Source organism: Saccharothrix sp. ALI-22-I (assembly GCF_001984175.1).
Classification (GTDB): domain Bacteria; phylum Actinomycetota; class Actinomycetes; order Mycobacteriales; family Pseudonocardiaceae; genus Actinosynnema.
The window spans coordinates 143,469-156,398 of record NZ_MTQP01000062.1 but is presented as its reverse complement, the minus strand read 5'-3'; the positions used below and the strand labels follow the sequence as shown (position 1 = coordinate 156,398).

15 protein-coding genes are annotated in these 12,930 nt (G+C 70.2%); 10 read left to right on the top strand and 5 right to left on the bottom strand.

Annotated elements, in window-relative coordinates; genetic code table 11:
- Positions 1-17: 17 nt before the first annotated feature.
- A complete protein-coding gene (locus tag ALI22I_RS22485; RefSeq protein ID WP_238598509.1) occupies positions 18-1,253 on the top strand; it encodes an MFS transporter in 1,236 nt (411 codons plus the stop codon).
- Positions 1,254-1,257: 4 nt separating this feature from the next.
- Here the strand turns inward: ALI22I_RS22485 and ALI22I_RS54750 are convergent, their stop codons facing one another.
- On the bottom strand, positions 1,258-1,383 hold the full coding sequence (locus ALI22I_RS54750) for a hypothetical protein (protein ID WP_274522990.1): 126 nt from the start codon (positions 1,381-1,383) through the stop codon (positions 1,258-1,260).
- 9 nt (positions 1,384-1,392) lie between these two features.
- Positions 1,393-2,232 (bottom strand): LysR family transcriptional regulator, encoded by an 840-nt coding sequence (locus ALI22I_RS22480; RefSeq protein WP_077007505.1) that lies wholly within the window; start codon positions 2,230-2,232, stop codon positions 1,393-1,395.
- 71 nt (positions 2,233-2,303) lie between these two features.
- Between ALI22I_RS22480 and ALI22I_RS22475 the strand changes: the two genes are divergently transcribed.
- The 4 genes from ALI22I_RS22475 to ALI22I_RS22460 all read left to right on the top strand — a co-directional run bounded on the left by ALI22I_RS22475 (position 2,304) and on the right by ALI22I_RS22460 (position 4,779).
- Positions 2,304-2,765 carry a cupin domain-containing protein gene (locus ALI22I_RS22475; RefSeq protein ID WP_077007504.1) on the top strand — a complete coding sequence of 154 codons (462 nt, stop codon included), beginning with the start codon at positions 2,304-2,306 and terminating at the stop codon, positions 2,763-2,765.
- Positions 2,766-2,775: 10 nt separating this feature from the next.
- Positions 2,776-2,970, top strand: a complete 195-nt coding sequence (locus tag ALI22I_RS22470) for a DUF3046 domain-containing protein (RefSeq protein WP_077007503.1) — start codon at positions 2,776-2,778, stop codon at positions 2,968-2,970.
- Positions 2,971-3,141: 171 nt separating this feature from the next.
- A complete protein-coding gene (gene recA / locus ALI22I_RS22465; protein WP_077007502.1) occupies positions 3,142-4,185 on the top strand; it encodes a recombinase RecA in 1,044 nt (347 codons plus the stop codon).
- A 6-nt stretch (positions 4,186-4,191) separates the two neighbouring features.
- Positions 4,192-4,779, top strand: a complete 588-nt coding sequence (locus tag ALI22I_RS22460; RefSeq protein ID WP_083751930.1) for a regulatory protein RecX — start codon at positions 4,192-4,194, stop codon at positions 4,777-4,779.
- A 73-nt stretch (positions 4,780-4,852) separates the two neighbouring features.
- On the opposite strand, the gene ALI22I_RS22455 is transcribed toward ALI22I_RS22460, so the two are convergent.
- Positions 4,853-5,545, bottom strand: coding sequence for a YqeB family protein (locus tag ALI22I_RS22455; protein WP_077007500.1), 693 nt, complete (start codon positions 5,543-5,545; stop codon positions 4,853-4,855).
- A gap of 56 nt (positions 5,546-5,601) precedes the next feature.
- Here ALI22I_RS22455 and ALI22I_RS22450 point away from each other — a divergent pair, with 56 nt between their 5' ends.
- Positions 5,602-6,258, top strand: coding sequence for an HAD family hydrolase (locus ALI22I_RS22450; protein WP_083751929.1), 657 nt, complete (start codon positions 5,602-5,604; stop codon positions 6,256-6,258).
- 66 nt (positions 6,259-6,324) lie between these two features.
- Here ALI22I_RS22450 and eda read toward each other — a convergent pair whose 3' ends face one another.
- Together eda and edd are read right to left on the bottom strand one after the other, a co-directional pair.
- Positions 6,325-6,963 (bottom strand): bifunctional 4-hydroxy-2-oxoglutarate aldolase/2-dehydro-3-deoxy-phosphogluconate aldolase, encoded by a 639-nt coding sequence (gene eda / locus ALI22I_RS22445; RefSeq protein ID WP_077007499.1) that lies wholly within the window; start codon positions 6,961-6,963, stop codon positions 6,325-6,327.
- Complete coding sequence (gene edd / locus ALI22I_RS22440) at positions 6,960-8,825, bottom strand: phosphogluconate dehydratase (protein WP_077007498.1); 1,866 nt, start codon at positions 8,823-8,825, stop codon at positions 6,960-6,962. Before edd ends, eda begins: the two co-directional genes overlap by 4 nt.
- Positions 8,826-9,049: 224 nt before the next feature.
- On the opposite strand from edd, the gene ALI22I_RS22435 reads away from it, so the two are divergent.
- From ALI22I_RS22435 to ALI22I_RS22420, 4 genes are all read left to right on the top strand, one after another.
- Positions 9,050-9,346 carry a hypothetical protein gene (locus ALI22I_RS22435; protein ID WP_077007497.1) on the top strand — a complete coding sequence of 99 codons (297 nt, stop codon included), beginning with the start codon at positions 9,050-9,052 and terminating at the stop codon, positions 9,344-9,346.
- A gap of 117 nt (positions 9,347-9,463) precedes the next feature.
- Positions 9,464-10,225 carry a hypothetical protein gene (locus ALI22I_RS22430; protein ID WP_077007496.1) on the top strand — a complete coding sequence of 254 codons (762 nt, stop codon included), beginning with the start codon at positions 9,464-9,466 and terminating at the stop codon, positions 10,223-10,225.
- 9 nt (positions 10,226-10,234) lie between these two features.
- A complete protein-coding gene (locus ALI22I_RS22425; RefSeq protein ID WP_077007495.1) occupies positions 10,235-12,127 on the top strand; it encodes a fumarate reductase/succinate dehydrogenase flavoprotein subunit in 1,893 nt (630 codons plus the stop codon).
- Between the two features lies 1 nt (position 12,128).
- Positions 12,129-12,878 (top strand): succinate dehydrogenase/fumarate reductase iron-sulfur subunit, encoded by a 750-nt coding sequence (locus tag ALI22I_RS22420; protein WP_077007494.1) that lies wholly within the window; start codon positions 12,129-12,131, stop codon positions 12,876-12,878.
- Positions 12,879-12,930: the final 52 nt, after the last annotated feature.

The window sequence follows — 12,930 nt, the reverse complement described above, 5'->3', positions numbered from 1 at the left end:
CTGGCACGATCATGATCATGACTGTGGTCGACGTCGTGCAGCGCAGGGTGCTGCGGGTGCTGGCGGTGACCCAGGTCCTCGGCGCGGCGGGCGTCACCATCGGTCTGGCGGTGAGCACGCTCATCGCGGCCGTACTCGCGGACTCCGACGTGGTCGGCGGGCTGGCGCAGACCAGCGCGGTGCTCGGCGCGGCCGTGTTCGCCCTGCCCGCGGCCCGGTTGGCGGCCCGGCGCGGACGGCGTCCGGCGCTGGTCCTCGGCTACGGCACGGGCGCGATCGGCGCGGCGGTGGCGGCGTGCGCGGTGGTGCTCGGCTCGTGGCACGTGCTGCTGGCCGCGCTCGTCCTGTTCGGCGCGGCGTCCAGCGCGAACCTCGCCGCCCGGTACGCGGGCGCGGACCTCGCCCACCCGCACCGCAGAGCGCGCTCGGTGGCGTTGGTGGTGTGGGCGGCGACGGTGGGCGCGGTGGTGGGGCCGAACCTGGCCGACCCGGCTGGGCAGGTGGCCGTGCGGCTGGGGTTGCCGGTGGGCGCGGGGCCGTACCTGCTGTCGGCGGTGTTGTTCGGCTTGGCCGCGGTCGTCGTCCTGCGGTTCCTCAGGCCCGACCCGTTGACCATCGCGCAGTCCGCCGTCACGCCCGCGCACTGCGCCGGGGGAGTGGTCGTCGCCAAGGGGTCCGTGGCGGTGTGGCGGTCGCTGCCCGCCACCGGGAAACTCGCGCTGGGCGGCGTGACGCTGTGCCACACCGCGATGGTGGGGCTGATGTCGATGACCCCGGTGCACATGGACCACGCGGGCTCGTCGCTGCGGGTCGTGGGCCTGGTGATCAGCCTGCACGTCGCCGCGATGTACGTGGCCAGCCCGTTGTTCGGGTGGATGGCCGACCGGCTCGGCCGGGTGCCGGTGCTGGCGATCGGCGCCGCGCTCGTGGTCGCCGCCTCCGGGATCGCGGGCATGGCGCCTTCGCACGAGGCGCCGCAGCTGGCGGCCGGGCTGGCGCTGCTGGGTTTCGGCTGGTCGGCGGGCCTGGTGGCGGGCTCGGCGCTGCTCACCGAGTCGGTGGCGGTGGTGGACCGGCCGGCCGCGCAGGGTCTGTCGGACCTGTCCATGAACGTCGGCGGCGCGCTCGGCGGCATCGCGGCGGGCGTGGTGGTGACCGCGTGGTCCTACGCCGCGTTGGGGCTGTTCGTCGGGTTCACCGCGCTGCCGCTGCTGGTGGCGTGCCTGTACTCGTCGTTGCAGCGGGTGCGTTGACCTGTCAGCGCTTGCGGTTGTACCAAAGCGCGCGCAGGCCCACGACGATCGCCGCGACGAGGGCGGCGATCGCCGCGATCGTGACGATCGGCGACGACATGCCCGTGGGGTCTTCCTGCAACAACAGCACACGTCGAGGTTAGCGCGCAGCCGCGGCGAATTCGCGCACCCGGACCGTTTCGCCCGCGTTGCGCCAGACCATGCCCCACGCCAGCCGCGGGGCGCCCACCAGCGGCAGGAACACGATCTTCGGGCGGGTGAAGTAGCCGACGGCGTGCGCGCCCAGCGGGCAGACACCCTCGCCGTTGGCGATCGCGGTGAGCAGTTCCTGGAACGTCGTGAGGTCCCGCCCGCGCTTGATCGGCGCGCCGGTCGGTGTCGTGTCGCTCCAGTAGGCGGCCTTGAAGACCGTGGCGCGGGCCAGGTCCTCCAGGGTCACGGACTTCTGCCGTGTGAACGGGTGTGTGTCCGACACGGCGAGCACCAAGGGCTCTTCGAACACGACCGGACCGGACGTGAGATCGGGCTCGTCCACCGGGAACAGGGTCACCAGCACGTCCACCTCGTCCGCCCTGAGCAGCGAGAACGGGTCGGTGAACGGGGCCTCGCGGACGCGCACCTCGCTGTCCGGGTGGCGGGCGCGGAAGGTGTCGAGGACGTCCGTGATCAGGTCGGCGATGGCCGGCGCCTCGAACCCGACGCGCAGCAGAGCAGTCCCGCGCGCGGCCTCCACAGCGCGCGTTATGCCGTCCACGATCTGTTGGTAGGCGGGCGCGAGGTCGTCACGCAGGCGGCGGCCGATGGGGGTGAGCGCGACCCGGCGGCTGGTGCGCTCGAACAGGGGCGCGCCGATGCGGCGTTCCAGCTGCTTGACGGACTGGCTGACCCGCGCCTGGGAGACGCGCAGGCGTTCGGCGGTGCGGCTGAAGTGCAGCTCCTCCGCCAGCGTCAGGAAGACCTCCAGGTCACGCCGTTCCATAACACGGAGGTTATCGTTCTATCCGATCTTCGTCGTTGTTCGGGGTCCTCCGGGCGACGAATCTCGACCACATGGAAAACACCCTGCTCGTCCGAGCCGACCAGGCCGAAAAGCTCGCCGCCGACCCCGCCGCCGTCGTCACCCTCCTCGCCGACCTCGACGGCCTGACCAGCAACCGGTCCACCTTCCGCGACGGCTCGGACGGCGCGCCGCCGCACTTCCACACCCGCGCCTCGGAGCTGTTCTTCGTGCTCGACGGGACGCTCCAGGTACTGCTGGACGAGGACGTGGTGACCCTGGAGCGCGGCGACTTCCTGGTCGTGCCGCCACGTATGCCGCACGCGTTCGGCGCGCTCAAGGGCGCCGACGCCGACGTCCTGTTCGTCTTCACGCCCGGCATGGGGCGGTTCGACTACTACCGGCTGCTCGACCGCGTGCAGCGCGGCGAGGCGAGCCCGCAGGAGATCCGCGACTCGCAGGACCGGTTCGACAACCACTACGTCGACAGTCCGGCGTGGAAGGCGGCGCGATAACCTGGAGGGGATGCGCATCACGATGTTCCGCAAACTGATGGCGAACGAGTTCGGCCAGGTCAGGGCGGAGATGGTGGCCAATGACCACGTGCTGTCGGCGCTGGGCGGGCGCACGCCCGACCAGGCGTTGGAGGCGGGGGTGCCGGCCAAGGAGATCTGGCTGGCCGTCTGCGACGCCTTCGACGTGCCGGAGCAGCGGCGGTGACCGGGCGTGTCGACCAGGTGGTCGAACACCTGTTCGGCTACACTCCCCGACACGACCGGGTGACGACACCCCGCAGGTGACCTGGTCCCCGCCTAAAAATGTCGGACCCCACCCGTAACGTCGGCCCCGACATCGCACAGCGACCCCAAGACACTCCGAGGTGGACTCCAGATGGCACCCCAGGCACCCGACCGGGACAAGGCCCTCGAACTGGCCCTGGCCCAGATCGACAAGCAGTTCGGCAAGGGCTCGGTCATGCGGCTCGGCGAGGAGGCCCGCGCCCCGATCCAGGTGATCCCCACCGGCGCGATCGCGCTCGACGTGGCGCTCGGCATCGGCGGCCTGCCCCGCGGCCGCGTGGTCGAGATCTACGGCCCGGAGTCCTCCGGTAAGACGACGGTGGCGCTGCACGCCGTGGCCAACGCCCAGCGCGGCGGCGGTATCGCGGCGTTCATCGACGCCGAGCACGCGCTCGACCCGGACTACGCGAAGAAGCTGGGCGTCGACACCGACGCGCTGCTGGTCTCGCAGCCCGACACCGGCGAGCAGGCGCTGGAGATCGCGGACATGCTGGTCCGCTCCGGCGCGCTCGACATCCTGGTCATCGACTCGGTGGCGGCGCTGGTGCCCCGCGCCGAGATCGAGGGCGAGATGGGCGACAACCACGTGGGTCTGCAGGCCCGGCTGATGAGCCAGGCGCTGCGCAAGATCACCGGTGCGCTCAGCAACTCCAACACCACCGCGATCTTCATCAACCAGCTGCGCGAGAAGATCGGCGTGATGTTCGGCTCGCCCGAGACCACGACCGGTGGCAAGGCGCTGAAGTTCTACGCGTCGGTGCGGCTGGACGTGCGGCGCATCGAGACCCTGAAGGACGGCGGCGAGCCGGTCGGCAACCGCACCAGGGTCAAGGTCGTGAAGAACAAGGTGGCCCCGCCGTTCAAGCAGGCCGAGTTCGACATCCTCTACGGCCAGGGCATCAGCCGGGAGGGTTCGCTCATCGACATGGGCGTCGACCAGGGCATCCTGCGCAAGTCGGGCGCCTGGTACACCTACGAGGGCGACCAGCTGGGCCAGGGCAAGGAGAACGCGCGCAAGTTCCTGCGCGAGAACCCGGACGTGGCCAACGAGATCGAGAAGCGGATCAAGGACAAGTTGGGCATCGGCGCCACGCTCGACGCCGAGGAGACCGCCGCGGCGCCGGTCGAGTTCTAACCTGGCATGGCAGGACGAGGTGGCCGTGGTCGCGGGTTGTCCCGCGACCCTTCGGCCGAGGACGACACCGAGCCGCGCCCGGTCGACCCTGCGAAGGAGCAGCGCAAGGCGACGGACATCTGCTACGCGCTGCTCACCGCCCGGGCCCGAACGCGCGTGGAGCTGAAGGACGCCCTGCTGCGCAAGGGCATCAGCGAGCAGACCGCCGAGTTGGTGCTGGCCAAGTTCGACCGGGCGGGCCTGATCGACGACGCCGCCTTCGCCGAGGTCTGGGTCCGCTCACGGCACACCTACCAGGGTCTGGGCCGTCGGGCCCTGGCCATGGAACTGCGCCGCAAGGGCGTGGCGGACGAGATCGCGGCCGAGGCCGTCGCGGCGGTGGACGACGAGGCGGAAGAAGACCGGGCCAGGGACCTGGTGCGCAAGAAGCTGCGCACCATGGGCGGCCTGGACGACACCACCAAGATCCGCCGCCTGGTCTCCGCCCTGGCCCGGAAGGGCTACGCGGAAGGCCTGGCCTACCGCGTGGTGCGCGAAGAACTCCGGCGTGCGGGCGAAGACACCACCACCCTGGACGACCTGACCCAGGACTGACGGTCAGGTCGGACGGTCAGGTCGGACGGGGCGGGGCCGACCGTCGGGGCCGGCCTCAGTGCGGTGACCGGCCTCAGTGCAGTGGCCGGGTCAGGCGCCAGTACTGGCGCTTCTTCTCCTCGCGCACGACCACACCGAGCCGGCTCAACTCGTCGCGCAGCTCGGCCGCGTCGTCGTTGTCATCCTTGTGCAACGCCTCGGCCCGCACCTTCAACAACGCGTTCGCCCCGGGCGGCAGGTCCGGCGTCCCGTCGACCCACCGCCGGTACTGGTCCCGGTACGGGTCGCCGTCCTCCAGCCACTGGTACCCGTGCGACTGGAAGGCGTCCGCCAGCTCCTCCGGCTTCAGGTCGTGGGTCTCGCGGGCCAACTCACCGGTGTCCACCCCGAGCAGCACGAGCTTCTTGCCGTCCAAAAACACACCGGACACGAGCGTCCGGTCGAAGCTCCGGTGCTTGCCGCCCTTCAACAGCTCGACACCGTCGTTGAACACCTCGACCACCAGCCGTTCGTGCGCCGCGATCCCGGCCACCACCAGCCCGAGCACGGCGCCGACCGCCACCGAACCCACCGTCGCCCAAGGCTCCGGGACGTCCGCCACCAACCGGAACGGTCCCTGCAGCGGCGCCCACGACAGCCCGGCCACCCACCCGGCGATGGACTTCAAGCCCCACACCACGACCGCGCCCAGCACCGGGAACCCGACCGACACCAGCGCTACCTGCCCACGAGGTTCGGCGATCACCGTGGTTCGTCGCGCGTTCATCCCGCACTACCTCCCCCGAAAAGTGAACATTCAACCTATCGTCGTACCCTGCGCGGGTGGGCATAGGGGCCGGGCACATCAGCGCCGAACACGTGGTCTGGGACTGGAACGGCACCCTGCTCGCCGACAACGACGCGGTCCTGGCCGCGGTCAACCGGGTCTGCCGCCACTTCGGCCGCCCGCCGGTCACCCTGGACCACTGGCGTGACGTCTTCAGCCGCCCCCTCAAGGACTGCTACGAGCGCCTGCTCGACCGCGACCTGACCACAGCGGACTGGGCCCTCATCGACGTGCTCTACCACGACGAGTACCGCGCCCTGCTGGACCTGTGCGGCCTGGCCACCGGCGTGCCCGACCACCTCCGGCGGCTGCGCCACACCCAGTCGCTGCTCTCGATGTGGTTCCACGACGAGCTGGTCCCGCTGGTCACGGACTTCGGCTTGGGGGAGCTGTTCACCCGGGTCGACGGCCTGCGCCTCACCACCGGCGGCGGTTCGAAGGCCGAACACCTCGCCGAACACCTCGACGCGCTGAAGCTGCACCCGCACCAGGTCGTGCTCATCGGCGACGTGGTGGACGACGCCGAAGCCGCCCGGCACGTCGGCGCGCAGGTCGTCCTGGTCGCCACCGGCACCAGCTCGCGCAAGGTGCTCGAACAGACCGGCGTGCCGGTCGCCGACTCGGTCCCGGAAGCCCTGACGTACTTGCTGTGACCTGAGAGTCATTCCTGGCAACGAAGCGGGCGCCTCCCCGTCAGAGGAGGCGCCCATTCACGAAACTCAGAGAGTGGCGGCGGCGCGTGCCAGCTCTTCGATCCGCGCGAAGTCACCCGAGGCCAGCGCGTCCTTCGGCGCCAGCCACGACCCGCCGACGCACCCGACGTTCGGCAGCGCCAGGTAACGCGGTGCGCTCGCCGGCGTGATGCCGCCGGTCGGGCAGAACCGCAGGCCGGGCAGCGGGCCGCCGATGGACTTGAGGTAGTCCACCCCGCCCGCGGCCTCGGCCGGGAAGAACTTCAGCGAGGTCAGCCCGCGCTCGGCCAGCCGCATCGCCTCCGACACGGTCGCCGCGCCCGGCAGGAACGGCAGCCCGGTGTCCTCGGCCGCGTCCAGCACCCGGTCCGTCGAGCCCGGCGTCACCAGGAACGCGGCACCGGCCTTCGCGGCCTGCTCGGCGTGCTCGGGCGCGGTCACCGTGCCCGCGCCGATCACGATGCCCGGCACCTCCGCCGCCACCCGCTCGATCGCGGCCAGCGCGGCGGGCGTGCGCAGGGTCAGTTCGATGACGCGGATGCCGCCGCGCAGCAACGCCTGGGCCAGCGGCACGGCGTGGTCGGCGTCGTCCACGACGACGACCGGAATGACGGGGGACAGCGCCAGCAGATCCGCGGCCGTGGCGTGTGAGGGGGTCGTGGTCACCGGGAAACCTCCTGGTTGAGCTGGCCTTCGAAGTGCGAGGCCGCGATCGGTCCGAACACGCTCGCGCCCCGGTCGGCGGGCCCGATCGCCCGGCGCAGCGCGCCGAACAGCTCCCGGCCCGTGCCGGTCCACGCCTGCGCGTCCGGGGGGAAGTCCACCAGCTCGCGCCCGGCCAGCTCCGCCGGGTCCACGAACGCCTCCAGCGTGCCGGTCTCGGCGTCGAGCCGCAGCACGTCACCGTCCCGCACGCGGGCCAGCGGACCGCCGACGGCCGCCTCCGGGGTGAGCTGGATGGCGGCCGGGATCTTGCCCGACGCGCCGGACATCCGACCGTCGGTGACCAGCGCGACCTTGAAGCCCCGGTCCATCAGCACGCCCAGTGCCGGGGTGAGCTTGTGCAGCTCGGGCATCCCGTTGGCCTGCGGCCCCTGCTGGCGCACCACGATCACCACGTCCCGCTCCAGCTCGCCCGCCTGGAACGCGGCGCTGAAACCCTCCTGCGAGGTGAACACCCGCGCGGGCGCCTCCACGATCCGGTGCTCCGGCTTGACCGCCGACACTTTGATCACCGCGCGGCCGAGGTTGCCGGACAGCATCCGCAGGCCGCCGTCGGCCGCGAACGGCTCCGACACGGGCCGCAGCACGTCGGTGTCCAGCGAGTGGCCGGGCCCATCGCGCCAAGTCAGCACGCCTTCGACCAGCACCGGCTCCTGCCGGTAGCGGTCCAGCCCGGGTCCGGCGACGGTCTGCACGTCACCGTGCAGCAGGCCCGCGTCCAACAGCGTCGAGACGAGGAACTGCACGCCGCCCGCGGCCTGGAAGTGGTTGATGTCCGCCGAGCCGTTCGGGTAGACGCGGGCCAGCAGCGGCACCGCCGAGGACAGCTCGGAGAAGTCGTCCCAGTTCAGCTCGATGCCCGCGGCCGAGGCGATGGCGACCAGGTGCATGGTGTGGTTGGTCGACCCACCGGTGGCCAGCAGCGCGATCACGCCGTTGACGACCGACTTCACGTCCACCACGTGACCGATCGGGGTGTAGTCGTCGCCGCGGCTGATCTCCACCGCGCGCCGCGCGGCCTGTTCGGTCAACGCCTTGCGGAGCTTGGTGCCCGGCGGGACGAAACTCGCGCCCGGCAGGTGCAGGCCCATGACCTCGACCACGAGCTGGTTGGAGTTCGCGGTGCCGTAGAACGTGCAGGTCCCGGGGCTGTGGTAGGACGCGGACTCGGCTTCCAGCAGCTCCTCGCGGGACGCCTTGTCCTCCGCGAACAGTTGCCGCACGCGGGCCTTCTCCGAGTTCGGCAGCCCGGAGTTCATCGGGCCCGCGGGCACCAGGATCGCGGGCAGGTGCCCGAACGACAGCGCGCCGATCAGCAGACCCGGCGTGATCTTGTCGCACACGCCGAGCAGCAGCGCCGAGTCGAACATCTCGTGGGACAGCGCGATGCCGGTGGACATCGCGATCACTTCCCGGCTGAACAGGGACAGCTCCATGCCCGCGCGGCCCTGGGTGATGCCGTCGCACATCGCGGGCACGCCGCCCGCGAACTGGGCCACGCCGCCCACGGCACGTGCGGCGTCCTTGATCCACGCCGGGTACTCGTGCATGGGCTGGTGGGCGGACAGCATGTCGTTGTACGCGGACACGATCGCCACGTTCGGGCGGCGAAGTGCCCGAAGGAGGTCTTTGTCACCGCCCGTGATCCCCGCGAAACCGTGCGCCAGGTTGCTGCACGCCATGTCGCCACGGGCGGGGCCCTCTTGGTGGGCCTGAGCGATTCGTTCGAGGTAGGCGGACCGGCCGGCGGCACTGCGGGCGGCGATTCGAGCCGTCACTCCGGCGACGACGGGATGCACGCTCATGGTTCGCTGTCTCCGGTGGTGATCACGGGCCGTAGTGGACCCGGTGGGACGGCAGCGCTGGCGTCGCACGTGCGGACGTGACAACCCGCACAGTAAGTCACGACACATGATCGTCACAAAACCGATTCAGATAATGGGATGTGACTCAAATCCCTGTGGTGCTTGTCACAGGGCGTCGGACTTGGCAGAGTCGGCACACGGACCCACCGAGGGAGGTGCTGACCATGACGTCCTCCGAGATCGTCGAGCTGCGCCGGACGCTTGGCCAACTGCGCCACTGCGTCGGCGGCTTGCGCGCCAGGTATGGCGACGTGGCCGCGGTGCAGAGGCTGGCCAACGACGTAGAGCGACTGGACATCGACGCGACCGAGTTGCTGGACATGGACAGCACGCCCCGACAGCGTGAGGCCCCGAGAGTCGAACGGGAGGTCGTCGTCGTGCCGGACACGCCGTACGACCCGAAACTGTGGACCGACGCCGACGACGAGGGTCTCGGCGGCTACCGCAGTCAACGCACCTGACCAGACCGAAGGCCGGCCCCCGCGTGAGAACGCGGGGGCCGCTCCCGTTTTCGGCCCCGAAGTGTGTCCCGCACCACAATGTGTCCCGCACCACAACGACGTGGAACGAGGTGAGGTATGAGGGCGCAGATCGCCCAGCGCACGTTGCGGACGGACCGGTGGTGGCTACCGCCGCTGGCGACGTTCGTCGGCTTGTTGCTGATCTCGATCTATGCGGCCGTGAGGACCTTCATGGGCGACTACTACTGGGTGGACGAGTACCGCTACCTGACGCCCATGTACTCGCCGTGCCTGAGTGAGGAGTGCCTGCCCGCGGCGGCGCACTTCGGCCGGCCGCTGCCCGAGCTGCCGGGGTTCCTCACCCCGCCGGTGGTCATCATCCCGTTCCTGCTCGGCTTCCGGGTGACCTGCTACTACTACCGCAAGGCGTACTACCGGGCGGCGTGGATGTCCCCGCCCGCGTGCGCGGTGGCCGAGCCGCACGCCAAGTACACCGGCGAGACCCGCTTCCCGCTGATCGCGCAGAACCTGCACCGCTACTTCTTCTACGCCGCGTCGCTCCTGCTGCTGATCAACATCTACGACGCGGGCTACGCGTTCAGCACCGGCGTCGGCCTGGGCAACCTGGTGCTGCTGGCGAACGTGGGCCTGCTCGCCGCCTACACGCTGTCGTGCCACTCCTGCCGGCACATCGTGGGCGGGCAGCTGAAGCACTTCTCCAAGCACCCGGTCCGGTACTGGGCGTGGACCCAGATCTCCAAGCTCAACGCCAAGCACATGCAGCTGGCGTGGGCCTCGCTGATCTTCGTCTGCGTCACGGACCTCTACGTCGCGCTGGTCGCCTCCGGGACGATCTCCGACCTCCGATTCGTCAACTGAGGAGTGGTTTTGCCCGAGCTGGAACGGCATTCGTTCGACGTGCTCGTGATCGGTGCCGGCGGTGCGGGGCTGCGCGCCGCGATCGAGGCCAGGGAACACGGGATGCGCACGGCGGTGCTGTGCAAGTCGTTGTTCGGCAAGGCGCACACGGTGATGGCCGAGGGCGGCATCGCCGCGGCCATGGGCAACGTGAACTCCAACGACAGCTGGCAGGTGCACTTCCGGGACACCATGCGCGGCGGGAAGTTCCTCAACAACTGGCGGATGGCCGAGCTGCACGCGCGCGAGGCCCCGGACCGGGTGTGGGAGCTGGAGACCTACGGCGCGTTGTTCGACCGCACCAAGGACGGCCGGATCAGCCAGCGCAACTTCGGCGGCCACGAGTACCCGCGCCTGGCGCACGTGGGCGACCGCACCGGGTTGGAGCTGATCCGCAGCCTCCAGCAGAAGGTGGTGTCCCTCCAGCAGGACGATTTCGCCGAGACCGGCGACTACGAGTCGCGGCTGAAGGTGTTCCAGGAGTTCACCGTCACCGACCTGGTGCTCGACGACGGCCGCGTGGCCGGCGCGTTCGGGTACTGGCGCGAGTCCGGCCGGTTCGTGCTGTTCGAGGCGCCCGCCGTGGTGCTGGCGACCGGTGGCATCGGCAAGTCGTTCAAGGTGACGTCGAACTCGTGGGAGTACACCGGCGACGGTCACGCCCTGGCCCTGCGCGCCGGCGCGTCGTTGATCAACATGGAGTTCGTCCAGTTCCACCCGACCGGCATGGTCTGGCCGCCGTCGGTGAAGGGCATCCTGGTCACCGAATCGGTCCGCGGTGACGGCGGCGTGCTGCGCAACTCCGACGGCAAGCGGTTCATGTTCGACTACATCCCCGAGGTGTTCAAGGACAAGTACGCCGACAACGAGGCCGAGGCCGACCGCTGGTACGCCGACCCCGAGCACAACCGTCGGCCACCCGAGCTGCTGCCGCGCGACGAGGTCGCCCGCGCGATCAACTCCGAGGTGAAGGCCGGACGCGGGTCCGAACACGGCGGCGTGTTCCTGGACGTCTCGACCCGGCTGCCCGCCGAGGAGATCACCCGGCGACTGCCGTCGATGCACCACCAGTTCAAGGAGCTGGCGGACGTCGACATCACCGCGCAGCCGATGGAAGTCGGGCCGACCTGCCACTACGTGATGGGCGGCGTGCAGGTCGATCCGGACACCGGCGCGTCGTCGGTGCCGGGGCTGTTCGCGGCGGGCGAGGTGTCCGGCGGGATGCACGGCTCTAACCGGTTGGGCGGCAACTCGCTGTCCGACCTGCTGGTGTTCGGGCGACGGGCGGGCGCGGGCGCCTCCGGGTACGTGTCGGAGCTTTCGGCTCGGCCGGTGTGCTCTTCCGAGGCCGTGGCCGAGGCGGAACGGGTGGCCGTGGCGCCGTTCTCCGGTTCCGACGAGGGCGGTGAGAACCCGTACACGCTGCACATGGAGTTGCAGCAGGCGATGAACGACCTGGTCGGCATCATCCGGAAGGCCGAGGAGATGGACCAGGCGATCAAGCGGCTGGACGAGCTGAAGCGGCGGGCCGCGACCCTGGTCGTCGAGGGGCACCGGCAGTTCAACCCCGGCTGGCACCTGGCGCTCGACCTGCGGAACATGCTCGTGGTCAGCGAGTGCGTGGCGAAGGCCGCGTTGATGCGCACGGAGAGCCGCGGCGGTCACACGCGGGACGACTACCCGCAGATGGAAGCGGACTGGCGGCGGAAGTTGCTGGTGTGCCGGCTGCCCGGTGCCGATGGTCCGGGTGCTTCGGTCGAGGTGGTGGAGGAGCCGCAGATCCCGATCCGGTCGGACCTGTTGGAGCTGTTCGAGCACGCCGAGTTGCAGAAGTACCTGACCGCGGACGAGCTGGAGGGGTGACATGGGGTACCAGGGGCACTTCCGGGTGTGGCGCGGTTCGGACCAGGGGGGAGGGCTGGAGGACTTCACCGTCGAGGTCAACGAGGGTGAAGTGGTGCTCGACGTGATCCACCGGTTGCAGGCGACCCAGACGCCGGACCTGGCCGTGCGGTGGAACTGCAAGGCGGGCAAGTGCGGGTCGTGCTCGGCGGAGATCAACGGCAAGCCTCGACTGCTGTGCATGACGCGGATGTCGGTGTTCGCGGAGGACGAGACGGTGACCGTGACGCCGATGCGCACGTTCCCGGTGATCCGCGACCTGGTGACGGACGTGTCGTACAACTACCGCAAGGCGCGCGAGATCCCGTCGTTCAAGCCGCCGGCCGGCGTGGCGCCGGGGGAGTACCGGATGCAGCAGGTCGACGTGGAGCGCTCGCAGGAGTTCCGCAAGTGCATCGAGTGCTTCCTGTGCAACAACACCTGCCACGTCATCCGTGACCACGAGGAGAACAAGGAGTCGTTCGCCGGGCCGCGGTTCCTGATGCGGGTGGCGGAGTTGGAGATGCACCCGCTGGACGAGGCGGACCGGGTGGCGCAGGCGCAGTCTTCGCACGGCCTGGGGCTGTGCAACATCACCAAGTGCTGCTCGGACGTGTGCCCGGAGCACATCAAGATCACCGACAACGCGTTGATCCCGATGAAGGAACGCGTGGCCGACCAGCGCTACGACCCGATCGTGTGGCTGGGCAACAAACTGTTCCGCCGGTCGTAACCCGGCTGCCGCTGCGGGAAGACCCGTCCACCCCGGCGCCGTGACCTTCGAC